22 protein-coding genes and 1 pseudogene are annotated in these 22,738 nt (G+C 73.2%); 8 read left to right on the top strand and 15 right to left on the bottom strand.

The window, feature by feature from the left end:
• Positions 1–153: 153 nt before the first annotated feature.
• Complete coding sequence (locus DC008_RS18780; RefSeq protein WP_108710765.1) at positions 154–924, top strand: glycosyltransferase family 2 protein; 771 nt, start codon at positions 154–156, stop codon at positions 922–924.
• On the opposite strand, the gene DC008_RS18775 is transcribed toward DC008_RS18780, so the two are convergent.
• The gene (locus DC008_RS18775) at positions 908–2,167 is read right to left on the bottom strand and encodes an amidohydrolase family protein (RefSeq protein ID WP_108707970.1); all 1,260 of its coding nucleotides are present in this window, start codon (positions 2,165–2,167) and stop codon (positions 908–910) included. The two genes, DC008_RS18780 and DC008_RS18775, sit on opposite strands and share 17 nt — an antisense overlap.
• A 227-nt stretch (positions 2,168–2,394) precedes the next feature.
• On the opposite strand from DC008_RS18775, the gene DC008_RS18770 reads away from it, so the two are divergent.
• The gene (locus tag DC008_RS18770; RefSeq protein WP_108710764.1) at positions 2,395–4,296 is read left to right on the top strand and encodes an NAD-binding protein; all 1,902 of its coding nucleotides are present in this window, start codon (positions 2,395–2,397) and stop codon (positions 4,294–4,296) included.
• Positions 4,297–4,358: 62 nt separating this feature from the next.
• Here the strand turns inward: DC008_RS18770 and DC008_RS18765 are convergent, their stop codons facing one another.
• Positions 4,359–6,194: a S9 family peptidase gene (locus DC008_RS18765; protein WP_108707969.1), complete on the bottom strand. Its 1,836-nt coding sequence runs from the start codon at positions 6,192–6,194 to the stop codon at positions 4,359–4,361.
• 131 nt (positions 6,195–6,325) lie between these two features.
• On the opposite strand from DC008_RS18765, the gene DC008_RS18760 reads away from it, so the two are divergent.
• Positions 6,326–7,117, top strand: a complete 792-nt coding sequence (locus tag DC008_RS18760; RefSeq protein ID WP_208645919.1) for an SURF1 family protein — start codon at positions 6,326–6,328, stop codon at positions 7,115–7,117.
• 12 nt (positions 7,118–7,129) lie between these two features.
• Here DC008_RS18760 and DC008_RS18755 read toward each other — a convergent pair whose 3' ends face one another.
• From DC008_RS18755 to DC008_RS18725, 7 genes are all read right to left on the bottom strand, one after another.
• Positions 7,130–8,188 carry a hypothetical protein gene (locus DC008_RS18755; RefSeq protein ID WP_108707967.1) on the bottom strand — a complete coding sequence of 353 codons (1,059 nt, stop codon included), beginning with the start codon at positions 8,186–8,188 and terminating at the stop codon, positions 7,130–7,132.
• A gap of 74 nt (positions 8,189–8,262) precedes the next feature.
• On the bottom strand, positions 8,263–8,865 hold the full coding sequence (locus DC008_RS18750) for a SigE family RNA polymerase sigma factor (RefSeq protein ID WP_086866933.1): 603 nt from the start codon (positions 8,863–8,865) through the stop codon (positions 8,263–8,265).
• A 448-nt stretch (positions 8,866–9,313) separates the two neighbouring features.
• Positions 9,314–10,378 carry an aspartate-semialdehyde dehydrogenase gene (locus DC008_RS18745; protein ID WP_108707966.1) on the bottom strand — a complete coding sequence of 355 codons (1,065 nt, stop codon included), beginning with the start codon at positions 10,376–10,378 and terminating at the stop codon, positions 9,314–9,316.
• Entirely contained in the window at positions 10,378–11,655 is a 1,278-nt protein-coding gene (locus DC008_RS18740; protein WP_055621265.1) for an aspartate kinase, read from the bottom strand. The genes DC008_RS18745 and DC008_RS18740 overlap by 1 nt, the downstream gene beginning before the upstream one ends.
• A gap of 225 nt (positions 11,656–11,880) precedes the next feature.
• Entirely contained in the window at positions 11,881–12,543 is a 663-nt protein-coding gene (locus DC008_RS18735) for a DUF5063 domain-containing protein (protein WP_108707965.1), read from the bottom strand.
• Positions 12,536–13,135: a recombination mediator RecR gene (gene recR / locus DC008_RS18730; protein ID WP_055536881.1), complete on the bottom strand. Its 600-nt coding sequence runs from the start codon at positions 13,133–13,135 to the stop codon at positions 12,536–12,538. The genes DC008_RS18735 and recR overlap by 8 nt, the downstream gene beginning before the upstream one ends.
• 87 nt (positions 13,136–13,222) lie before the next feature.
• A complete protein-coding gene (locus tag DC008_RS18725) occupies positions 13,223–13,564 on the bottom strand; it encodes a YbaB/EbfC family nucleoid-associated protein (RefSeq protein ID WP_108707964.1) in 342 nt (113 codons plus the stop codon).
• Positions 13,565–13,855: 291 nt separating this feature from the next.
• Between DC008_RS18725 and DC008_RS18720 the strand changes: the two genes are divergently transcribed.
• The gene (locus DC008_RS18720) at positions 13,856–14,608 is read left to right on the top strand and encodes an SLATT domain-containing protein (RefSeq protein WP_108707963.1); all 753 of its coding nucleotides are present in this window, start codon (positions 13,856–13,858) and stop codon (positions 14,606–14,608) included.
• A gap of 4 nt (positions 14,609–14,612) precedes the next feature.
• Here the strand turns inward: DC008_RS18720 and DC008_RS18715 are convergent.
• From DC008_RS18715 to DC008_RS18705, 3 genes and pseudogenes are all read right to left on the bottom strand, one after another.
• Positions 14,613–16,693: pseudogene (locus tag DC008_RS18715) on the bottom strand (serine/threonine-protein kinase).
• 77 nt (positions 16,694–16,770) lie between these two features.
• Positions 16,771–17,229: a MarR family winged helix-turn-helix transcriptional regulator gene (locus tag DC008_RS18710; protein ID WP_108707962.1), complete on the bottom strand. Its 459-nt coding sequence runs from the start codon at positions 17,227–17,229 to the stop codon at positions 16,771–16,773.
• Positions 17,226–17,849, bottom strand: coding sequence for a type 1 glutamine amidotransferase family protein (locus DC008_RS18705; protein ID WP_108707961.1), 624 nt, complete (start codon positions 17,847–17,849; stop codon positions 17,226–17,228). Before DC008_RS18705 ends, DC008_RS18710 begins: the two co-directional genes overlap by 4 nt.
• A gap of 184 nt (positions 17,850–18,033) precedes the next feature.
• On the opposite strand from DC008_RS18705, the gene DC008_RS18700 reads away from it, so the two are divergent.
• The 4 genes from DC008_RS18700 (at position 18,034) to DC008_RS18685 (ending at position 21,349) form a co-directional block, all read left to right on the top strand.
• A complete protein-coding gene (locus DC008_RS18700) occupies positions 18,034–19,389 on the top strand; it encodes an aspartate aminotransferase family protein (RefSeq protein ID WP_108707960.1) in 1,356 nt (451 codons plus the stop codon).
• A 145-nt stretch (positions 19,390–19,534) separates the two neighbouring features.
• Positions 19,535–20,236, top strand: a complete 702-nt coding sequence (locus tag DC008_RS18695; protein WP_108707959.1) for a GntR family transcriptional regulator — start codon at positions 19,535–19,537, stop codon at positions 20,234–20,236.
• A 70-nt stretch (positions 20,237–20,306) separates the two neighbouring features.
• Positions 20,307–20,687 carry a glycosyltransferase gene (locus DC008_RS35995; protein ID WP_308313347.1) on the top strand — a complete coding sequence of 127 codons (381 nt, stop codon included), beginning with the start codon at positions 20,307–20,309 and terminating at the stop codon, positions 20,685–20,687.
• Between the two features lie 11 nt (positions 20,688–20,698).
• Positions 20,699–21,349, top strand: coding sequence for a phospholipase D-like domain-containing protein (locus DC008_RS18685; protein WP_108707958.1), 651 nt, complete (start codon positions 20,699–20,701; stop codon positions 21,347–21,349).
• A 45-nt stretch (positions 21,350–21,394) separates the two neighbouring features.
• Here DC008_RS18685 and DC008_RS18680 read toward each other — a convergent pair whose 3' ends face one another.
• The 3 genes from DC008_RS18680 to DC008_RS18670 all read right to left on the bottom strand — a co-directional run bounded on the left by DC008_RS18680 (position 21,395) and on the right by DC008_RS18670 (position 22,680).
• The gene (locus DC008_RS18680) at positions 21,395–21,838 is read right to left on the bottom strand and encodes a PIN domain-containing protein (RefSeq protein ID WP_108707957.1); all 444 of its coding nucleotides are present in this window, start codon (positions 21,836–21,838) and stop codon (positions 21,395–21,397) included.
• Positions 21,835–22,101 carry a cupin domain-containing protein gene (locus tag DC008_RS18675; RefSeq protein ID WP_235073988.1) on the bottom strand — a complete coding sequence of 89 codons (267 nt, stop codon included), beginning with the start codon at positions 22,099–22,101 and terminating at the stop codon, positions 21,835–21,837. The genes DC008_RS18680 and DC008_RS18675 overlap by 4 nt, the downstream gene beginning before the upstream one ends.
• Before the next feature lie 72 nt (positions 22,102–22,173).
• Positions 22,174–22,680: a hypothetical protein gene (locus DC008_RS18670; protein WP_108707955.1), complete on the bottom strand. Its 507-nt coding sequence runs from the start codon at positions 22,678–22,680 to the stop codon at positions 22,174–22,176.
• Positions 22,681–22,738: the final 58 nt, after the last annotated feature.

Below are 22,738 nucleotides of genomic sequence, written 5' to 3'. Positions count from 1 at the left end.
TGATCCCGATCACAACGCCTCACCGCAGCCGATCCGGCGGCTCCCACGAGGCTCGCGGCCTTGTTACTGTTGGCCACAGCCCGATCGCTGGTGCATCCCCCGTCGCCAGCGGTCGGGCCTTCGCATGTCCGTGGAAGGGTGGTGGGTCGCTCCGTGCTCCGGCGGGTCGTCGTCGTGACCGCGGTCCACGGACCCTCGGCCGCGTTCCTGCCACAGGCCCACGCGTCGCTCTGCGCCCAGGAGTTGCCGTCCGGCTGGGAGTGGCACTGGGTGATACAGGAGGACGGGCGCACCGACGCCGTCCACCCGTACGTCCCCGATGACGACCCGAGAGTGACGTTCCGTCAGGGCCGGCCCGGAGGCCCGGGTGTGGCCCGTACGCTCGCCCTCGCGCACACCGAGGGCGCCTACGCCAAGATCCTGGACGCCGACGACCAGTTGACCCCGGGGGCGCTCGCCCGCGACCTCGCCGTCCTCGAGGGGCACCGCTCCGTCGGCTGGACCACCTCCCGGGTGCTGGACCTGCTGCCGAACGGCTCGACGGCCGCGTTCCCCGGCGACCCGGCCGACGGCCCGATCGAGCCCGGCACCCTCGTCGGCGCCTGGCGGGCGAACGACTGGCTCGCCCCGGTCCACCCGGCGACCCTGTGCGTGCGCCGGGACCTGCTGCTGGCGCTCGGCGGCTGGATGGCGCTGCCCGCCTCCGAGGACACCGGCCTGCTGCTCGCGCTCAGCTCGGTCAGCCGCGGCTGGTTCTCGGCCGAGGTCGGGCTGCTCTACCGCAAGTGGGAGGGCCAGGCGACGGGACAGGCAGCCCATGTCGACCCCGCCGAACGGGCCGCGCGGATGGCGGTGGTGGAGGCCAGGGCCCGCGCGCTCGGCTCGTTCGGCTGGACCTACCCGCCGGTCACGGCGCCGGGCTGACCGCCCGGTCCGCCCGGCCCGCCCGGTCCTCGCGGTCGAAGGGCAGGTCGAGCATCCGGATCGCGTTGCCTCGCAGCAGCTTGTACGCCACCTCGTCGGAGAGCCCGCCGACATGCTCCTCGGCGACCCGTTTCGTCTCCGGCCAGGTGGAGTCGACGTGCGGATAGTCCGTCTCGAAGGTGGCGTTGTCCACGCCGACCGTCTCGATGGCCTCGATGCCGTGGCGGTCCCGGAAGAAGCAGCAGAAGATCTGCCGGTAGTAGTACGTCGACGGCGGCTCCGGGATCAGGTCCTTCACCCCGCCCCACGCCCGGTGCTCCTCCCACACGTCGTCGGCGCGCTCCAGCGCGTACGGGATCCAGCCCATCTGACCCTCGCTGTACGCGAGTTTCAGCCGGGGGAACTTCACCAGCACGCCCGAGAAGAGGAAGTCCATCATCGACGCCATGGCGTTGTTGAAGCTGAGGGACGCCTGGACGGCGGGCGGGGCGTCGGGGGACGCGGCCGGCATCTGCGAAGAGGACCCGATGTGCATGTTGACGACCGTGCCGGTCTCCTCGCAGGCCGCGAAGAACGGGTCCCAGTAACCGGAGTGGATCGACGGCAGCCCCAGATACGTGGGGATCTCGCTGAAGGTCACCGCGCGCACACCCCGGGCCGCGTTGCGCCGGATCTCCGCGACGGCGAGATCGATGTCCCACAGCGGGATCAGGCACAGCGGGATGAGCCGTCCGCCGCTGTCGCCGCACCACTCCTCCACCATCCAGTCGTTGTAGGCCCGTACGCAGGCAAGGGCGACCTCCTTGTCCTGGGCCTCCGCGAAGGTCTGGCCGCAGAAGCGCGGGAAGGTGGGGAAGCAGAGCGAGGCCTCGACATGGTTGAGGTCCATGTCCGCGAGCCGGGCCTTGGGGTCCCAGCAGCCGCGCCGCATCTGCTCGCGCGTGATCCCGTCGAGGGTCATCTCGTCCCGTGAGAAGCCGACGGCCGCGATGATCCGCTTGTACGGGAACAGTCCTCCGTCGTACTCCCACCAGTCGGTGATCTGGCCGTCCGGGTCGGTGGTGAACCGGTACTTCCCGCCGACGTACGCGAGTTCGCCGATCCCGGCGGTGAGGGGCTTCGGGCCCCGGTCCCGGTACTTGGCCGGGAGCCAGGTCTCGAAGAGGTGCGCGGGTTCGATCACGTGATCGTCCACGCTGATGACCTTGGGCAGGTCCTTCGTGCCGCTCTCGGTGTGGGCCACGCCTACCTCCTGGCTGCTGCGCCGCCGGCCGCCGGTGCCGCCTCGTTTCTGACGGGTCGTCAGATACAGGGTTCAGGGTAGTCCCCGGCCCGGGTCCCGCCAAGGGCTCGCCGGGCGGCGCCCGGCGCACAGAGGTCACCGGCTGTGGAACCGGCGATCACGATGAGGCAGTCTTCTCCCTCGTGGCAGTCCCGCAGCAGACCTCGATCAGTGACAGCACCGCGCACATGGTGGTGTGCGGCGACGACGGGCTCGCGCACCGGCTCGCGGCCGAACTGCGCGGCGTGTACCGGGAACAGGTCACGCTCGTCGTGCCGCCGTCGGAGCGGACGGTACGGCCACCGGTCGTCGGACGGGCCCGGGCCGCCTCGGCGGCGCTGCTGGGCGCGGTGACCGCGGCCGTGAACCGCGCGGGCACCGGCCCCCTCCCCGGCGAACCGGGCGGCACCCGGGTGCTGGAGGCTGTCGAGCCCAGCGAGGCGACGCTCGCCGACGCCGGGGTGGAGCGGGCCGCCGCCCTCGCCCTCGTCTACGACGACGACGAGACCAACATCCGCGCCGCCCTCACCGCCCGCCGCCTCAACCCCCGCCTCCGGCTCGTCCTGCGCCTCTACAACCGCCGGCTCGGCCAGCACATCGAGGAACTCCTCGACCAGGCCGCCGCGTTGGCGGCCGGCGCCGGCGAGGGCGGCCTCGACGCCTCCACGACCGTCCTCTCGGACGCCGACACGGCCGCCCCGGCGCTGGCCGCCACCGCCGTCGCCGGCACCACCAAGGTCGTCCAGACCGACGGCCTGTTACTGCGCGCTGTGGAACGGCCGCCCGGCGAGACCCGCCCCACCGACCTCGCCACCCTCGCCCTGCTGTCCACGACCCGCAGCGACCCGGCGGGCACCGACGGCTCGGAGGACAGCGGCGAGCACGGCCCGCTGATGCTGCCGGACGCCGCCCAGGTCGAGGCCGCTGCCGGACGCGGCACCGTCGTCCTGGAGCAGGTGTCCTACGCCGGTCCGCCGATGCCGTCGGGCCGCGGCGGACGCGGCCTGATGCCGTCGTTCGGCTCGCTGTTCTCCCGGCGGCTGCGCTGGTCGCTGGCCGGTCTGGTGACCTGTGTGGCGGGACTCGCGGTGGCGCTGACCGTGGTCAGCGGCGACCACCCGCTGCACGCGACCTACGTGACCCTGCTCGACCTCTTCGCCATCAACGAGCCCGCGCTCCACCAGCCCCTGGCCCACCAGATCCTGCAACTGCTGTCCGGGCTGACCGGACTGCTGCTGCTTCCGGTGCTGCTGGCGGCCGTGCTGGAGGCCCTCGGCACCTTCCGCTCGGCGTCCGCGCTGCGCAAGCCACCCCGGGGCCTCGGCGGCCATGTGGTGCTGCTCGGCCTCGGCAAGATCGGCACCCGGGTGCTGACCCGGCTGCGCGAGCTGCACATCCCGGTGGTGTGCGTCGAGGCCGACCCCGAGGCACGCGGCATGCCCACGGCACGGCGGCTGCGGGTGCCGGTGGTGCTCGGCGACGTCACCCAGGAGGGCGTCCTGGAGGCCGCGAAGATCCACCGCGCGCACGCCTTCCTCGCGGTGACCAGCGAGGACACCACCAACCTGGAAGCGGCCCTGTACGCCCGCTCCGTACGCCCCGACCTGCGGGTCGTCCTGCGCCTGTACGACGACGACTTCGCCAAGGCCGTGTACCGCACCCTGCGCGCCGCCCACCCGCGCGGCTACACCCGCAGCCGGAGCGTGACGCACCTCGCCGCGCCCGCGTTCGCCGGGGCGATGTCGGGCCGGCAGATCCTGGGCGCCATCCCCGTGGAACGGCGGGTGCTGCTCTTCGCCACGCTGGAGGTCGGCGGGCACCCCCAGCTGGAGGACCGGACCGTCGGCGAGGCGTTCCGGCCCGGGGCGTGGCGGGTGCTGGCCCTGGACCGGACCCCGCCCGGCGAACGCCGGGAGGAACCGGCCGCCGACCGGGCCCACGACGACCGGGCCGGCGCCCCCTCCGGCTGGGTGTGGGACCTGCCCGACACCTATGTCCTGCAGAGCGCGGACCGGGTCGTCCTGGCCGCCACCCGCCAGGGCATGGCCGAACTGCTCCGCCGCCGGGGCCGCGAGCGGGCGGGGACCTGAGTCGGCGGGTTCCGGGGCGGTCGGCCCCGGAACCCGGCCGCTGCTTCGGCTTCCCGCGCGTTCTACTTGCCGCGCGCGGGAAGGTGCCGCTCGGCGAAGTCCAGCTCCAGCCGCACCTGCTTGATCCGCTCGTCCACGACCAGCGAGCCGTGCCCCGCGTCATAGCGGTACACCTCGTGCACGGCGCCGCGCGCCTCCAGCCGCTTGACGTAGTTGTCGACCTGACGGATCGGGCAGCGCGGGTCGTTGACCCCCGCCGAGATGTAGACCGGGGCCTTCACCCGGTCCACATAGGTCAGCGGGGACGACGCCTCGAACCGCTCGGGCACCTCCTCGGGCGTGCCGCCCAGGAGGGTGCGGTCCATGGCCTTCAGTGCCTCCATCTCGTCGTGGTACGCCGTGACGTAGTCGGCGACCGGGACCGCCGCGATGCCCAGCGTCCACGCGTCCGGCTGGGTGCCGAGGCCGAGGAGCGTCAGATAGCCGCCCCAGGAGCCGCCGGTCAGGATCAGCCGCTCGGGGTCGGCGAGACCGGAGGAGACCGCCCACTCCCGGACCGCCGCGACGTCCTCCAGCTCGATCAGACCCACCCGGTGCTTCAGCGCGTCCGTCCAGGCCCGCCCGTAGCCGGTGGAGCCCCGGTAGTTGACCCGTACGACCGCGTAGCCGTGGTCCACCCAGGCCGCCGGGCCGGCCGCGAACGAGTCGCTGTCGTGCCAGGTCGGGCCGCCGTGGATGTCGAAGACCGTCGGCAGCGGGCCCTCGGCGCCGGCCGGCCGCTGCACCAGCGCGTGGATACGGCCGCCCGGGCCCTCCACCCACACGTCCTCCACCGGGACCGAGCCCGGGGACCTCATGCCGGGCGGGTCGAGGACGACCCGGCCGGTCGTGGACCGCACGGCCGACGGCTCGGCCGCCGACGACCACAGGTACTCGACGCTGCCGTCGGGCCGGGCCGTCGCCCCCGACACCGAGCCGGCCGGGGTGTCGATCCGCTCCAGCGCCCGGCGCCCCAGGTCGTACCGGAACAGCTCGCTGCGGGCCTCGAAGCTGTGCACGATCAGCAGACCCGTCCCGTCCGGGTACCACTCCGCGCTGACGTCGCCCGGCAGCTCCAGCGCCAGGTCCGTCTCCTCGCCGGTCGCCACGTCCCACACCAGCGGCTCCCAGCGGCCGCGCCGCTGATGACCGACGAGCAGCCGCGCGTCGCCGACCACCGGGGCGAAGCCCAGCACCTCCAGGCCCAGCTCCTCGGTGCCGCCCTTGGTGTCGTCCAGCTCGGCGACCGTCGAGCCGTCCGGGCGCAGCACCCGCAGCGCCGCGTGCATGGCGTCGCCGTGCTCGGTGTGCTCGACGGCGATCAGGGTGCCGTCGTGCGAGAAGTCGCCGACGCCCGCGGACTCGCGGTGCCGGTAGATCTCCACCGGCGGCTCGCCCGTGCGCGCCAGATGGATCGTGGTGCCCTCCTCGTCGGTGGAGCGGCCGACGACCGCGGTCCTGCCGTCCCGGCCGAGGGCGAGGCCCGCCGGGTAGGAGGCGTCCAGGCCGGGCGCCGCGAGCTCGTCCTCGCCGCCGTCGAAGGGCTGGCGGCGCCAGACGCCGAACTCGTCGCCGTCCTTGTCGTCGAACCACCAGATCCACGCGCCGTCCGGGGAGAGCACGCCGTCCGTCGTGCCGTTCGGGCGGTCGGTCACCTGGCGCTGCTCACCGGTCGCCCGGTCCCACGCGTACAGCTCGTACGTGCCCGTCGCGTTCGACACGAACAGCGAGCGGTCCGGGGCGTCCTCCGCCCAGTCGGGAAGCGACACCCGGGGCGCCCTGAAGCGCCGCTCCCAGTCCGGCATGTCCTCGTCCTGCTTCCGGTGATCCCGCGAAGCGGACCCGTGGCTCTCAGTCATGACCCCATAGTGCCTGGTCCGGACGACATCGTGCGGCCGGGATCCCCAGCCTGTGGAAAACTTCCCGCGCGCCCGGCCACGACCGCACCCCGCGCCCCGCCGCCGCCCCGCCGCCCCGTACCGTTATGGGCGTGTACCGGTTTCTGCTGACGCCCCGCTGGTGGGGGATCAACGTCTTCGTGCTGCTCGCCATCCCCTTCTGCGTGTTCATGGGGTCCTGGCAGCTCGGCCGGTTCGAGGACCGGGTGGAGGACCACCGCGGCGCCGGCGACCGGGCCGCGGAGAACCGGCGTGAGCCCGCCCGGCCGCTCGCCGAGCTGCTGCCTGTGGACAAGGAGACCGTGGGCCGCCAGGTCACCGCCCGCGGCCGGTACGCCGAGCAGTTCCTCGTCCCCGACCGCAAGCTCGACGGCGAACGCGGCACCTATGTCGTCACCCTGCTGCGCACCGCCGACGGCAGGGCCCTCCCGGTCGTCCGCGGCTGGCTGCCCGGCGCCGCCGACCCGGCCGCGGCCCCCGCCGCCCCCACCGGCGAGGTCACCGTCACCGGGGCGCTGCAGGCCTCCGAGGTGCCCGGCGAGAACGGCGTCCCCGCACGGGGCGGCCTGCCCGCCGGCCAGACCGCGGCGATCAGCGCCGCCTCCCTGGTCAACCTGGTGCCGTACGACGTCTACGACGCCTGGATCACCCTCACGAAGGCCGACTCCGGGATGAAGGCGGTGCCGGTCGCGACCGTCAACGACTCGGGCCTGGACCTGAAGGCGTTCCAGAACCTCGGCTACACCGGCGAGTGGTTCGTCTTCGCGGGCTTCGTGGTCTTCATGTGGTTCCGGCTGCTGCGCCGCGAGGTGGAGGCCGCGCGGGACGCGGAGCTCGGCCTCCTGCCGGACGCCGGCCCGGCGCCGGAGAAGGCCGGCGCCTGACCGCTCACGGCTTTACGCCCCCGGCAGTACGCCCGTCCAGTAGACGGTCCCCGCGCAGGCGTTGGACACCGTCACCGCGGCCGTCGGCGCGGCGGCCTCCGTGGTGTTGGACACCGTGACGCTTCCGTCGGCCGTCGGGTCCTCGCCCAGCAGCTGGGTGGAGGTGCCGGTGTCGCCGCCCGTCGAGGTGCCGGTGGTGGTGCCGCCCGCGCCCGTGCCCTCGGACGGGGTCGGGTCGGGGGTCGGGTCCGGACCGCCGGAACCGCCGCCGTTGCTCTCCCCCGTCGAGGGGCAGGTCTCCGACGGCACCCAGGCGAACTTCACCTCGTACGAGCCACCGGGCTTCAGGACGAAGGCGGCGACCTCCTGGGACGGGTCGGGCAGACCGGCCGCCGGGTCACCGGCGACATGCCGGAGCTGACCGATCTTGGTGCCGTCCGCCGCGCCCGCCGGGGACACCGACACCGTGCCCGGGCCGGCCACCGTGCAGTCGGCCGTGGAGGTGTTGCTGAAGCGGAAGGTGCCGTACACCGCGCCGGACGAGTCGGGGACGCCCGCCTCCTGGCCTGCGACGCCCAGCTGCCCGGCCGTGCACGCCGGAACCCCGGCCGTGCTGGTGGCCAGCGGGTCGTCGGCGCCTCCCGAGCCGGTGCCCTGGGCGGCGCCGTCACCCTTGTCCTTGTCCTTGCCGCCGCCCTGGCCCTCGCCGTGGCCGCCGCCGGAGGAGCCGCCGGACGTGCCCTCGCCGCCCTGCGTCTCCTTGCCCTGGCCGGCCCCGCCCTGCGCCTGCTCGCCGTGCCCGGCGTTCGAGGAGTTGACGTGGGCGCCGCCGGAGTTCGACACGTGCACCAGGGCCGGGACCGCGGTGCCCACGAAGAGGACCGCCGCCGCCGCGCCGACCAGCGCCTGCCGCTTACGGGCCCGGCGGGCCGGCACCGCCCGGCGCAGATGCTCCAGCGTGCCGTCGCGCGGTTCGATCTCCTGGACCGCGTCGTGCAATATGCGGCGCAGTGCCAGCTCGTCCGAGTCGAGCCCGTCGGCGGGGCCCTGGTCGTCGGGGCCGTGGTTCACAGTTCCGTTCCCAGCGTGCGATTGCTTCGGCTGATGCTCCTCGGGGCGCTCATGCGGCCCGCTGTGGTCCCCGCTCATGCCGGCGCCTCCATCGCGACCCGCAGCGCCGCGATGCCGCGCGAGCCGTACGCCTTGACCGAGCCCAGCGAGATGCCGAGCGTCTCGGCGACCTGCGCCTCGGTCATGTCCGCGAAGTACCGCAGGACCAGTACCTCGCGCTGGCGGCGCTGCAGGCCCTTCATCGCCTTGATGAGGGAGTCGCGCTCCAGCTGGTCGTAGGCCCCCTCCTCGGCGCTCGCCATGTCGGGCATCGGCTTCGACAGCAGCTTCAGGCCGAGTATGCGGCGGCGCAGGGCGGAGCGGGACAGGTTGACCACGGTCTGGCGCAGGTAGGCGAGCGTCTTCTCGGGGTCCCGGACGCGTTTGCGCGCGGAGTGGACCCGGATGAACGCCTCCTGGACGACGTCCTCGCAGGAGGCGGTGTCGTCGAGCAGGAGCGCCGCGAGGCCCAGCAGCGAGCGGTAGTGCGCCCGATAGGTCTCGGTGAGGTGGTCGACGGTCGTCCCGGCCGCCGCGGCGCTCTCCGCCTCGGAACCGTCACGCTGACTGGGGATGCGGGTCGGCCGCGCTGCGGGCATGGGCGCGATCACCGGCATGCCGCCGGGCGCACCGGGCATGCGGGGTCGGACGGGACGGCGGGGCGGCCGTAGGGCCGTACCGCGGGTCGCCGCGCTGAAGTCGAGAACCTCTGCCACGCCTGTTGGACACGCGTCCCCCCTGGAGGGTTGTACGTGCCGGACGTCACTTTTGCGTCAGTCGCCGCCACCGGCCCTCTCGTGCCAGGCAGCACGACCGACCGTGCGTCAAACGCCCACATGCCTACCCGCTCTTCCCTTGTGCCTCATCTGTGAACGGGCGTCCCCACGCCTGCTCGTGGCGTCCCCACGCCGGAAAAACGCGTCCTCGCGCTCTTGAGGGCGACCGCAAAGACGCTCCCCGCCCTGCAAGCGGTTGCAGGCGCGGGGAGAAAAATCTTCTGTCGCCGCGATGGTCCTGATCAAGGGGCCAGGACCATCGATCGGCTCACATTGTTCTCACAGATCCTACAAATGCGGCGGCGGGCCTTCAGCCGATTTCCGCGGCCACCAGTTCGGCGATCTGCGCGGTGTTGAGCGCGGCGCCCTTGCGGAGGTTGTCGCCGCAGACGAAGAGCTCCAGGGCGGTGGGGTCGTCGAGGGCGCGCCGCACCCGGCCCACCCAGGTCGGGTCGGTGCCCACGATGTCGGCGGGGGTGGGGAACTCGCCCGCCTCGGGGTCGTCGTAGAGCACGACCCCGGGCGCGGTGGCCAGGATCTCGCGGGCCTTGGCGACGGTGACCTCGCCCTCGAAGCGGGCGTGCAGGGTCAGCGAGTGCCCGGTCAGCACCGGGACGCGGACGCAGGTCACCGCGACCGGCAGCTGGGGCAGGCCGAGGATCTTGCGGGACTCGTCCCGCACCTTCATCTCCTCCGACGACCAGCCGTCCTCGCGCGGCGATCCGGCCCACGGCACGACGTTCAGCGCGACCGGCTCCGGGAACGGCCCGGTGTCGTCGCCGACGGCCCGCCGTACGTCGCCGGGACTGGTCCCCAGCTCGGTGCCGGCGACCAGGGAGAGCTGCCGGCGCAGGGTGTCGACGCCGGCCCGGCCGGCCCCGCTCACCGCCTGGTAGGAGGAGGCGACGAGGGAGCGCAGCCCGAACTCGGCGTGCAGCGCGCCGAGGGCCACGATCATGGAGAGGGTCGTGCAGTTGGGGTTGGAGACGATCCCGCGCGGCCGCATCCGCACCGCGTGCGGATTGACCTCGGGGACGACGAGGGGCACCTCCGGGTCCATCCGGAAGGCGCCCGAGTTGTCCACCACCACGGCACCCCGGGCGGTGGCGACCGGCGCCCACCGGGCGGCCACGTCGTCCGGCACGTCGAACATGGCGATGTCGACGCCGTCGAAGGCCTCCTCGGTGAGCGCCACCACCTCGACCTCCTCCCCGCGCACGGCCAGCTTGCGGCCGGCCGAGCGCGGGGAGGCGATCAGACGGATCTCACCCCAGATGTCCGCGCGCTGGGACAGGATCTGGAGCATGACCGAGCCGACGGCTCCGGTCGCCCCCACGACGGCGAGCGTCGGGCGGCGTGATCCCAGGGGGGCCATCAGCGCCCGGTGCCTCCGTACACGACAGCCTCGTCGCTGTCGGAGTCCAGGCCGAAGGCGGTGTGCACGGCGCGCACGGCCTCGTTGACGTCGTCGGCGCGGGTGACGACCGAGATACGGATCTCCGAGGTGGAGATCAGCTCGATGTTGACGCCCGCGTCGGACAGCGCCTTGAAGAAGTCGGCCGTGACGCCCGGGTTGGTCTTCATACCGGCGCCGACGAGGGAGATCTTGCCGATCTGGTCGTCGTAGCGCAGGGAGTCGAAGCCGATGCGCGAGCGGCTCTTCTCGAGCGCGTCGATGGCCTTGCGGCCCTCGGACTTCGGCAGCGTGAAGGAGATGTCCGTCAGGCCCGTGGAGGCCGCGGACACGTTCTGCACGATCATGTCGATGTTGATCTCGGCGTCGGAGATCGCACGGAAGATCGCGGCGGCCTCGCCCGGCTTGTCCGGCACACCGACGACCGTGACCTTGGCCTCGGACGTGTCGTGCGCGACCCCCGAGATGATGGCCTGCTCCACCTGCTTGTCCCCTCGCTGAATCGGCTCGCTGCTGACCCACGTGCCCTGCAGCCCGCTGAAGCTGGACCGGACGTGGATCGGGATGTTGTAACGGCGGGCGTACTCCACACAGCGGTGGAGCAGCACCTTCGAGCCGGACGCCGCCAGCTCCAGCATGTCCTCGAAGGAGATCCAGTCGATCTTCCTCGCCTTGCCGACCACGCGCGGGTCGGCGGTGAACACGCCGTCGACGTCGGTGTAGATCTCGCACACCTCGGCGTCGAGGGCGGCGGCCAGCGCGACGGCGGTGGTGTCGGACCCGCCGCGGCCCAGCGTGGTGATGTCCTTGCTGTCCTGGCTCACGCCCTGGAAGCCGGCGACGATCGCGATGTTGCCCTCGTCGACCGACGTCCGGATGCGGCCCGGGGTGACGTCGATGATCCGGGCCTTGTTGTGGACCGAGTCGGTGATGACACCTGCCTGGCTGCCCGTGAACGACTGGGCGGAGTGGCCCAGGTTTTTGATCGCCATGGCCAGCAGGGCCATGGAGATCCGCTCTCCGGCGGTCAGCAGCATGTCGAGCTCGCGCCCGGCAGGCATCGGGGATACCTGCTCGGCGAGATCGATCAGCTCGTCCGTCGTGTCGCCCATCGCGGAAACCACGGCGACCACCTGGTGGCCGTTCTTCTTGGCTTCCACGATCCGCTTGGCGACGCGCTTGATGCCCTCGGCATCGGCTACGGAGGAGCCTCCGTACTTCTGCACGACAAGGCCCACGTGCGCTCCTCGCTCAGTCCGTGTGTGTCGGCTCAGTTTACCGAGCGTCCGAAAACGACCATCGGGTTCCCAGATGGTGAGATTCGGTAGCTCCGGGATGGTCCCTGCCCGGTCGGGCGGGGTAGCTCCGGGCTAGTCCCTGCCCGGTCGGGCGCCGGGCACTCCGAAAGTGGGGGAGGTCACTCCGGGACGTGCGACGGAAAGGAGCGCCCGCCGGACGCCCCGCTACGGGGCCGAACGCATCCCGAGCTGGCCGCCGATCTCCTGCTGCATGACCCGGCCGGCCTCGAACTCCAGGGTCTCGTCGCCCATCACGCCCTGGTCGGTGTCCAGGCCGTCCAGCTCCTCCAGCGGCTGGTCGAGCCGGATGTGGGCGAGGACGGAGTGCAGCGCGCGCAGGGTCGCCGACGCCGTGGAGCCCCAGTTGGAGAAGTAGGAGAACTGCCACCACCACAGGGCCTCGGCGGTGCGCCCGGCGCGGTAGTGCGCCATGCCGTGCCGCAGGTCGGCGATGACGTCGGCCAGGTCGTCGGAGATCCGGGCCGGCACCGGCGCCCTGCGGGGCTCGTAGGGGTCGAAGACCTCGGAGTAGACGTCCACGGGGTCCAGCAGGCGGGCGAGGTTCTCGCGGAGCTCGTCCACGTCCTGCTCGGGGCCCAGGTCGGGCTCGTAGCGCTCGTCGGGGACGATGTCCTCGTGGGCGCCGAGACGGCCGCCGGCCAGCAGCAGCTGGGAGACCTCCAGCAGGAGGAAGGGCACCGTCGAGCCCGGCTCGTCGCCCTTCGCGACCTCCGTCACCGCGACCAGGAAACTCTCGATCTGGTCCGCGATCTGGACCGCGAAGTCGTCCGGGTTCGGCTCTGTCGCGTGCAGCGTGGCGTCAGACATCTAGGAGTCGTCTCCCCTCGAAGGCGCGGCCGAGGGTGACCTCGTCCGCGTATTCCAGGTCGCCACCCACCGGGAGGCCGCTGGCCAGGCGGGTGACCTTCAGGCCCATGGGCTTGATCATGCGCGCGAGATAGGTGGCCGTGGCCTCGCCCTCGAGGTTCGGGTCCGTGGCCAGGATCAGCTCGGTGACCGTCCCGTCCGCCAGCCTCGCGAGGAGTTCCCGTATCCGCAGATCGTCCGGGCCGACGCCCTCGATGGGGCTGATCGCGCCGCCCAGCACGTGGTAGCGGCCCCGGAACTCACGGGTCCGCTCGATCGCCACGACGTCCTTGGGCTCCTCGACCACACAGATGACCGAGGGGTCGCGGCGGGTGTCGCGGCAGATGTTGCACAGCTCCTCCTGCGCGACGTTCCCGCACGTCGCGCAGAAGCGGACCTTCGCCTTGACCTCCATGAGGGCCTGAGCGAGGCGCCGTACGTCCGTCGGTTCCGCCTGGAGGATGTGGAAGGCGATCCGCTGCGCGCTCTTGGGACCGACGCCGGGGAGCCGCCCCAGCTCGTCGATGAGGTCCTGGACCACGCCTTCGTACAACGGACTGCCGTCCTTCCTGGGTTCACTTGGTACGTACGGTAGTTGGCGCGCACCCGCCGGTGGAAGGCGGCGGATGACGCGCCGGGGTCAGAAGGGCAGACCGGGCAGGCCTCCGCCGCCCAGCCCCTGCGCCAGCGGGCCCAGCTTCTGCTGCTGGAGGGTCTGCGCGTTCTCGTTGGCGGCCTGGACGGCGGCGACGACCAGATCGGCCAGCGTCTCGGTGTCCTCCGGGTCGACCGCCTTCGGGTCGATCTTCAGCGACCTCAGCTCGCCGGAGCCCGTCACGGTGGCCCGCACCAGGCCGCCGCCGGCCTGGCCCTCGACCTCGGTCTGCGCCAGCTCCTCCTGCGCGCGCTGAAGATCCTGTTGCATCTTCTGCGCCTGCTGGAGCAGCTGCTGCATGTTCGGCTGGCCACCACCGGGGATCACGTCGGCTCCTCGCGTCTGTACGGCTTTCCCGTTCAGGACGAGCCTACGTGCTCCGGGCGGCCGTCGCCCCGGCACTCTTTCGAGTGAGTGGAACTCGGTTGAACTGGCGTCCTATACCTGATCAAGACCCACTTCCGGGCGGAAAAGACGCGAAAGACATCTCTTCGCCACCCATTGGGCGGTAGGAAGGGTCCGGCGCGTCAGCCTCAGGTGTCGCGTGACGTTCCGTGCGCCACGGGGGTCGTACCCGGCGCGCACGTCCCACGCACCGTGATCAGTAGGGAGTGCCGGGTGGGTCAGCCGGAGATGCAGCCCGAGAGGTCGCCGCAGGACGGGTGGGGCGGCGAGGGGGCGACCGGACTTCGGCCGGGCGATCTGACGGGGCGGGCCTTCCCGCTCGGGGACTGGGGGGAGCCCGCGGTGCGGTTGCACGAGCTGTACCGGTGGGTGGAGCACAGGGCGCTGGAGACCGCCACCTGGTACCTCGGGGACCGGGTGTGGAAGCGGCGCGGGGCCAGGGCGCTGCGCGGCGGCGCGGCCGCGGGCGCGGTCGTCGGGGCGGCGCTCCCGCTGCTCGATCTGACGGAGGTCGCGGACGGGGCGGCGCGCTGGGGGTATCTGGCGCTGCTGCTCGGCGTCGCGTGTGTCGCGGCCGATCGGTTCTTCGGGGTGACGTCCGGCTGGATAAGGGACGTCGCCACGGCCCAGGCCGTCCAGCGGCGGCTGCAGGCGCTCCAGTTCGACTGGGCGACGGAGAACGTCCGCGAGGTCCTGGGCCCCGCCGAGGGCACGGCGAGCGAGGCGGCCGAGCGGTGCCTGGGCGTGCTGCGGCGGTTCTCGGAGGACCTCAACGAGCTGGTCCGGGCGGAGACGGCGGACTGGATGGTGGAGTTCCGCACCGGCTCGGCGCCCCTGGGCATCCAGTCGGCGCTGTCCGGCGGCGCCCGGCAGGACGCCGGGGCGGGCGGCGGCCGTTTCCCGGTCCCCCCGGCGAACGGCGCGCGCCCGAACATGCCCCGTCAGCGGCCGCCCGAGCCCCGCTGACCCCTCACTGCTTCGTGTAGGTCAGCTTCTCGCCGCTGCCCACGGTCACGCGCTCCAGCCTGCCGTCGGGCAGCAGCCTGATCTGCGTGGCCTTGCCCGGGGAGCAGGTGGGGGCCTCGCCGACGGTCACCGTGGACGGGCCGATCGGCAGCGTGCCGTCCGGGTTGGGCTCGGCGGACAGCGCCGCGCTGAACTCGCAGTGGTAGGTGCCGCTCCCGGCGGGCCCGTCGGCGACGAGGGTGAGGACGGTGTCGCCCACCTCGCCCTGCCTCAGGGTCAGCCGGCGGCCGCTCGCTCCGTCGGCGCCGGCGATCGAGGCGGTCCAGGTGCCCAGCATCTCGGCGGGGATCGCGCCGTCGTCCGCCGACTCGCTCGGGGACGGCGTCGGGGACGCGGTCGTCGGATCGCCGGAAGGGTCCTTGGTGGCACCGGCGGTGGTGGGCGCGGGGGTCGGCCGGCCGCCGCCCTCGTCCTCGTGACCGCCGCTCATCATCGCGTAGACCGAGCCGCCCGCGGCGAGCGCCACGACCAGGGCCACGATCACCAGCACCACGGTGGACCGCCCACCACGGCCCCCGCCCTCGGGCGGGACCGGGTAGGCCGGGTCGTACGCCGCCGGGGGCCCGTACGGCGAACCCGGGCCGTACGGCGGGGTCGGCCCGTACGCCGGGGTGGCGCCGAGCGCGGGGGCCTGCCCGTGGGACGCCTGCGGGTACGACGGGTTGGGGCCGGCCGGCGGATAGCCGTACGCGTGCTGCTGCGGATGCTGCTGCGGGACGCCGTAGCCGGGGTGGGCCGGGGCGGGTGTACTCGGCGGGCCGGACCGGCCGGGTGTGCCGGGCGGGCCCGGCGGCGGGGTGCTGGGACCGCCCTGCCGGGCGGCGACGGTCGGCAGCTGGTGCGGGGGCGTCGCCGGACCGGCGGGGGCGTGCTCGGGGAGGCGGCGGGGGTGGGTTCCTCGGGGGCGGGGCCCGAGGGGGCGCCCTGGGACACGGGACCGGCGGGCGTGCCCGGGGTCGCGGCAGCGGGCCGTGCGGGGGCTTGCGGGGATGCGGGGCCGGAGGAGGCCGGGCCCGGTGCCGCGGCAGGGGCGGCCTTTCCGGCTGCCGGGGCCGAAGGCGCACCGCCCCCCGCCGGACCAGCCGGTGCCGGGGCGGGCGCCGGCACCGGGTCCTCCGCGTCCAGCAGCCGTACCGCGTGCCGTCCGAGCTGGGCGACCAGGGCGCTCGGCAGCCAGGGGTCACGGGAGCGGCCCCCGGAGACGGTGTCCTCGGCGCCCGTGCGCTCCAGGATCACGTCCAGCGAGGGCCGGGCCTCCGGCGCCTTGCGCAGGCAGTCGCGGACCAGTTCGGCGATCCCCTCGGGCACGCCCTCGAGGTCGGGCTCGTCCTGGGCGATACGGAACATCACGGCGTGCGCCCCGCTCTCGATCGAGCCGAAGGGCAGCCGGCCGGTGGCGGCGTACGCGAGCACCGAGCCGAGGCAGAACACGTCGCAGGCCGGGGTGATCCGGTCGCCGCGCACCTGCTCGGGCGCCATGAAGCCGGGCGAGCCGATGAGCGAGCCGGTGCGGGTGAGGCCGGTCTCGTCGACCGACTCCAGCGCCCGGGCGATGCCGAAGTCGATGACGCGGGGCCCGTCGATGGTGACGAGGACGTTGGACGGCTTGAGGTCGCGGTGCACTATCCCGGCGGCGTGGATGTCCTGCAGGGCGTGTGCGAGACCGGCCGCCAGGATCCGCACCGACCGCTCGGGCAGCGCCCCGTGGTCATGGCCGACGACCTGCTGCAGGCTCGGCCCGGCGACATAGCCGGTGGCGACCCAGGGCACCTCGGCCTCGGTGTCCGCGTCGAGCACGGGCGCGGTCCAGAACCCGCCGACCTGCCGGGCGGCCCGCACCTCCTGCCGGAACCGGGCCCGGAACTCGTCCTGCGCGGCCAGCTCGCGCCTGACCAGCTTCACGGCGACGGTGCGCCCGCGGTCCGACCGGGCGAGGTACACGTCCCCCATGCCGCCCGCGCCGAGCCGCGCCAGCAGCCGATACGCCCCGATCTGTGGCGGATCCCCCGGCCCCAGCTTCTTCATCGCACGCCCCCAACAGCCCCCGCCTATGCGTCGGCCCCACGATAGTGCGGCGTCCGGCGGGGTGAGCGGGGCGGCCTCTACGGTTCGGTAACGGGCAGGCCGGTCCGCTCCAGCACGTCCGACAGCCGTTCCAGGACGCGGACGGCCTCCGCGAGCTCCTCCTCCCCCATGGCCTCGGCCAGCCGGTCCGCGAAGGCCGCGTGGCCGGGGTCGATCCGGGCGACCGCCGCGCGCCCGGCGTCGGTGGGCGCGAGAAGCTTGGCGCGCCGGTGCGCCGGGTTGGGCCGGTACTCGGCGAGGCCCTTGTCCACCAGCAGGTCGGCGACGCGCTGCACGCTCTGCCGGGTGATGCCCATGGCGCGGGCCACCCCGGCGACGGGCAGGGGCTCGCGCAGGACCGCCCCGAGCACCTGCCACCAGGAGGCCGTCAGCCCGGCGGGCCGGGCCAGCTCCTCGGCGACCGCGAGGAACTGCCCGTTGAGCCGGAAGACCCCGAGCGCGCTCCGGCTGAGCAGGTCCTGACGGGCCCGGCTCACAGCACGCCGGCCTTCTCGAGGACGGCGTACGCGCCGGCGTCGGAGTCGTGGAAGAGCCGGTACCAGGCGTCGACGGCCTCGTCGTCGTAGACGTGGAGCAGACGCAGGATCTCCCGGGCGAAGGCGACGGGTTCGGTGGGCCCGGCGGTGACGAGCGCCCCGTCGGTGACGGCGTCGGCCTCGACGTACCGCTCGCCGCCGCCGTATCCGGTGGCCGCCAGATAGAAGGAGACGGCGCTGGTGTGGTCCCGGTCGTCGAGCAGGCCCTCGCGGGCCAGTCCGGCCGTCGCCCCGCAGATCGCGGCCACCGGCACACCCGCGTCCAGGAAGGCGCGGGCCGTGCGGGCGAAGGGCGCGAGGTCGTCACCGGCGTCCCACAGGTCGGCGCCCGGGAGGATCAGCAGGGCGGCGTCGGACGGCCGGACGTCGGCCAGGGCCAGGTCGGGCTGGACGCGCAGCCCGCCGATGCTCGTGACCGGCTCGGTGGTGGGGCCGACGGTACGGACCGGGTGGCCGGCCCGGGCCAGCTGGGCGGTGGCGTGACCGGTCTCCCAGTCGGCGAGGGTGTCGTAGACGGCGAGGTACACGGGCTTGCGGGTGGTGCCGGTGCTGCTGCTCATGGCTCCTCCTGGAGACGATGGCCGACCCTCGAACATGACAGTATTCTGTCTTTTCGACAGCCTACTGTCAACACATGCCGGTGCGGGACGGCCGCACACGTGGACAACCTGTCGTCAAAAACCCCGGACCGCGGGACAGGACGCCGATACCGCGTCCGGGCCGCCCCTCCCTACCCTCGGGCGCATGACCCCTCAGCCCCACCCCCAGGCAGGCGCCGCCGTGAAGGCCGCGGACCGCGCGCACGTGTTCCACTCCTGGTCCGCGCAGGAGCTCATCGACCCGCTCGCCGTCGCCGGTGCGGAGGGGTCGTACTTCTGGGACTACGACGGCAGGCGCTACCTGGACTTCACCAGCGGGCTCGTCTACACGAACGTCGGCTACCAGCACCCGAAGGTCGTCGCCGCGATCCAGGAGCAGGCCGCGCGGATGACGACGTTCGCGCCCGCCTTCGCGGTCGAGGCGCGCTCGGAGGCGGCCCGGCTGATCGCCGAGCGCACCCCCGGCGACCTGAACAAGATCTTCTTCACCAACGGCGGCGCGGACGCCGTGGAGCACGCCACCCGGATGGCCCGGCTGCACACGGGCCGCCCCAAGGTCCTGTCGGCGTACCGCTCGTACCACGGCGGCACCCAGCAGGCCGTGAACCTCACCGGCGACCCGCGCCGCTGGCCGTCCGACAGCGGCACCGCTGGCGTCGTGCACTTCTGGGCGCCCTACCTCTACCGCTCCCGCTTCTACGCCGAGACCGAGGAGCAGGAGTGCGCGCGGGCACTGGAGCACCTGGAGACGACGATCGCCTTCGAGGGGCCCGGCACCATCGCCGCGATCATCCTGGAGACCATCCCCGGCACGGCCGGGATCATGGTCCCGCCGGCCGGCTACCTCGCCGGGGTCCGGGAGATCTGCGACCAGTACGGGATCGTCTTCGTCCTGGACGAGGTGATGGCCGGGTTCGGACGGACCGGTGAGTGGTTCGCCGCCGACCTCTTCGGCGTCGTGCCCGACCTGATGACCTTCGCCAAGGGCGTGAACTCCGGCTATGTGCCGCTCGGCGGTGTCGCCATCTCCGAGGAGATCGCGCAGACCTTCGCGCGCCGCCCCTACCCGGGCGGCCTCACCTACTCCGGGCACCCGCTGGCCTGCGCCGCCGCCGTCGCCACGATCCAGGTGATGGCCGAGGAGGGCGTCGTCGAGAACGCCGCGCGGCTCGGCCGTACGGTCGTCGGCCCCGCCCTCGCCGACCTGGCCGAACGGCACCCGAGCGTCGGCGAGGTGCGCGGCACCGGCATGTTCTGGGCCGTCGAGCTGGTCCGCAGCCGGGAGACCCGCGAGCCGCTGGTGCCGTACAACGCGGCGGGTGAGGCGAACGCGCCGATGGCGGCCTTCGCCGCCGCCGCGAAGGAGCACGGCGTCTGGCCCTTCGTGAACATGAACCGCACCCATGTCGTGCCGCCCTGCAATGTCTCGGAGGCCGAGCTGAAGGAGGGCCTGGCCGCCCTGGACGCCGCCCTGAGCGTGGCGGACACCTTCACCGATTAGCCCCGGGGGCGACGCCGGCGAGGAAGGTGCCGTCGCGAAAACTCCCGTCGCGGTCGAACGCGTAAGGTGGCGTGCTCGTAGACATGTACGTGCACTCGGACACGTGCACGCCACCTCATCGCGATCGACGGGAGACGCCCTGACCATGGCCGGGATCGGCGGCACCGGCTCCGTGACGCGGAGCACCCTGCGGCAGCAGCTCGCGGACGCCCTGCGGGACGAGGTGCTGGCCGGCCGGCTGCAGGCGGGACGGGAGTTCACCGTCAAGGAGATCGCCGAGCAGTACGGCGTCTCCGCCACCCCGGTCCGCGAGGCCCTGGTCGACCTGTCCGCGCAGGGGCTCCTCGAGGCCGACCAGCACCGCGGCTTCCGGGTGCACGAGTACACCGTCGACGACCACCGCGGCATCGTCGAGGCCCGCGCGCTGGTCATCGAGGGCATGTTCCAGGTCCTGGACCGGGACATGACGGGCCGCCGCGACCCGGACGACCCGCGTGTCGCCGCCGCCGTCGCCGGGGTGCGCCGCCGCGCCGAGGAGGCGCAGCGCGCCGCCGGCGCCGGCGACCTCACCGTGCTCGTCGGCTACGACCTGCGCTTCTGGCGGGAGTTGGGCGCCCTGTTCGGCAACCCCTACCTCGCCGACTTCCTGCACCGGCTGCGCGTCCAGGCCTGGGTGTGCACGGTGCAGCATCTGCGTCGGCTGCACGATCTGCGCGGGCATCTGTGGGCCCGTCACATCGAGCTGACCGACGCCCTCGCCCGCCGGGACCTCGCCACCGCCCGGGCCCTCATCGCCGCCCACGATCAGGAGGCGCTCGCCCTGATCGAGCGGCTGGCGGCCGGATGAGCCACCGGCACGGCCTGCCGGAGGCGTCCACGGACGACCGGCGGCCCGGCTCGGCACGCCCGAACTCTCCGTGGTGGCCCCCGCCTACAACGAGCGGGACCGGCTCGACCACACCCTCGACACCGTCGTCGCGCACCTCGACGCCCCGGACGGCCGGTGGGACGGCTGGGAGATCGTCGTCGTGGACGACGGGTCCACCGACGGCACCGCCGGACTCGTCACCGCCCGCGAGGACCCCGGACCCGGCTCGCCGGGGTGCTCGTCCTGGCCCCGCAGCCGCACGCCGAGGCGCTGCGGGAGACCGTACGCAAACTGGTGGGCTCGCCCGGCAGATGGGTGGACGGAGTATGGGTATGGGACCTGCACGGGCCGGGACGTCCGTGAGCGGCACTGTCTATCCTTCCCTGACCACCGTGCTACGCCTTTGCCACGTTGTGCGACCGTTGTGTGAGGAGCCCTCTTTTGGCCTGTGACCTGTGGCTGGTACCGCTCGTCGACGTGTTGTGCCACACCCCCGACAACCCGTTCGCCGAGGAACTCGCGCAATACAACAAGGTGCTCGCCGAGGCCGGGCTGCCGCCGGTGCCGGTGTACCAGTACATGCCGGGCCTGTCCGGGGACGTCGCCCCGGTCGCCGGCTTCGACTACGACGCGCTGCACTTCCTGCGCCGGGCCTATCTCCTCCAGGTGTGCGGACTGCCCGTGACACCGGTCGACGAACTCGGCGGCGACTACGAGCAGTTGCTGGAGATGTTCGAGTCGACGGCCCAGCAGTCCCATCTGGTCTGGCACTACGACCACGCGGGCGCCTACGTCCCCGTCGACTTCCCGCATCCGCTGGCCGACGACGACCTCCTCGCGGGCGGCGGCCCGCTGGGCTCCTCGCAGTCGCTGCTGCGTGAACTGGAGGCGGTGGCGCAGGTCATCGGCATCGACCCGGCGAACCCGCCCGCGGCGCCGCAGCCCCCGCTCGCGCCGACGGCCCTGGAGGAACCGGCCGTCCCCGCCCCCTACGACCCGAGCCCCTTCGCCCGCGAACGGCATGTGTGGCTGGGCCTGCACGCGGCGGCGACGCGGAGTCTGGCGCAGGGCTCGATGATCGTCTTCAGCTGACCGTTCCGGGGAGGGGGCACTCGGTCGTCCCCCTCCCCGAGCCGGTCAGTGCTGCTCGACGATGCGGATGGTGCGGATGCCGGTGCCCTGGTAGCGGGTCGGCGTTCTGGTCAGGACGGGGCGTCCGCGCGGCCACTCGACGGTGGGCAGGGCGAGATGCAGCACGTGCGCGCCGCTCCAGTCCGCCTCGTCCTTGCCCTCGTCACCGGCACCGGCCGTCCGCAGTCGCTTGCCCACAGCGGCGGCCGCGGGGAAGTCGAGCCCCTCGACATGGACCGAGGGCAGAGCGCCCAGGTGCTCGGCGACCCCGGCTCGCTCACGCTCGGCGGCGGCGAGGCTCAGTGCCGGGATGTAGACCCGCAGGGCGGGGTTCTTCTGCGCCTCGACGACCAGGCGCGAAGCCATGCTGTTCCCCGCGCCGAGGGCGAGGGCGGCCGTGTCGTCGAGGATGACGGCGCGCGGCAGCGGGTACCGCTTCTCGTCGGTCACTGGACCTCTCCGATGCGCCCGGCCTCGAGGTCCGCCCACAGCTTCTCCCCGGCCCGCTCGTCGTCCTCGGTGTACGGCCTCCCGAGGAAGTGCTCCTCGACGTACGCCTTGGTCTCCTCGTACCGCTTGCGCAGCTCTTCCTTGGTGGGCGTGGCCCCGGCCAGCTCCGCCACGAAGTCCCGCATGCTCATCCCGCGCTCCCGGGCCAGCTCCTGAAGCCGGTCGCGGACGGCGGGGTCAACCTTGATCGTGGTGTCGGCCATGAGGACAGTATACCGCCGGTATACCACCCCGGGCCGCTCCAATACGACGGTCATCGAACACATTCCCTTGCCCTAGAAGAACCGCCCGGCGCGCAGCCGGGCCTCCGTGTGGCCGTGGGCCGACGGCAGGAACGGCGGCGCGCCCCAGGTCACCGCCCTGCGGATCAGCGCGTCGCTCGCGCCCCGCCGCCACCACTCCTCGACCAGCGGAGCGAGCCGTCGCGCCTCGGCGCCGGAGAGGGTGAGGCGCCGGTCGTAGTCCCCGAAGGTGAGCAGCAGACGGGTCGCAGCGGCGGTCCGCGCGCCCGGCGGCACCTGCCGGCGCGGAACTTTTTCGGTTTCACCCGTTCGTGGCGCGGCGTCGCACGGCGCCTCGAACACCGTGTGAACGGCGGGGAGTTGGGCGGAGCGGCCCGCACCCGCCGCGCCACCCACCACACGCCGCCGGCACCGGAGTTCGTCCAGCTCACACAGAGTCGAGGCGATCCGCGACCGCCCGTCGGCCCACACGTCGGCGAGCACCCGGAGGAGGACACGGACGCTGTTCGGGAGGGCCGGGAGGTACGTCAGTACGCTCACCGCGCACCAGAAGGTGCCGCGATCGCCCGGAAGGTCGGCGGACAGGCCTGAAATGACG

Origin of the sequence: Streptomyces nigra (assembly GCF_003074055.1) — a bacterium.
GTDB classification, from domain to species: Bacteria; Actinomycetota; Actinomycetes; order Streptomycetales; family Streptomycetaceae; genus Streptomyces; species Streptomyces nigra.
The sequence above is the reverse complement of the archived record's forward strand: the minus strand, read 5'-3'. Positions and strand labels throughout refer to the sequence as shown.

Coding starts and splice junctions, on each gene's coding strand:
- DC008_RS18770 (WP_108710764.1), top strand. CDS start 2,395: ATGGTGGTGTGCGGCGACGACGGGCTCGCGCACCGGCTCGCGGCCGAA.
- DC008_RS18765 (WP_108707969.1), bottom strand. CDS start 6,194: ATGACTGAGAGCCACGGGTCCGCTTCGCGGGATCACCGGAAGCAGGAC.
- DC008_RS18750 (WP_086866933.1), bottom strand. CDS start 8,865: ATGCCCGGTGCGCCCGGCGGCATGCCGGTGATCGCGCCCATGCCCGCA.
- DC008_RS18745 (WP_108707966.1), bottom strand. CDS start 10,378: ATGGCCCCCCTGGGATCACGCCGCCCGACGCTCGCCGTCGTGGGGGCG.
- DC008_RS18735 (WP_108707965.1), bottom strand. CDS start 12,543: ATGTCTGACGCCACGCTGCACGCGACAGAGCCGAACCCGGACGACTTC.
- DC008_RS18705 (WP_108707961.1), bottom strand. CDS start 17,849: ATGAGCAGCAGCACCGGCACCACCCGCAAGCCCGTGTACCTCGCCGTC.
- DC008_RS18700 (WP_108707960.1), top strand. CDS start 18,034: ATGACCCCTCAGCCCCACCCCCAGGCAGGCGCCGCCGTGAAGGCCGCG.
- DC008_RS18695 (WP_108707959.1), top strand. CDS start 19,535: ATGGCCGGGATCGGCGGCACCGGCTCCGTGACGCGGAGCACCCTGCGG.
- DC008_RS18675 (WP_235073988.1), bottom strand. CDS start 22,101: ATGGCCGACACCACGATCAAGGTTGACCCCGCCGTCCGCGACCGGCTT.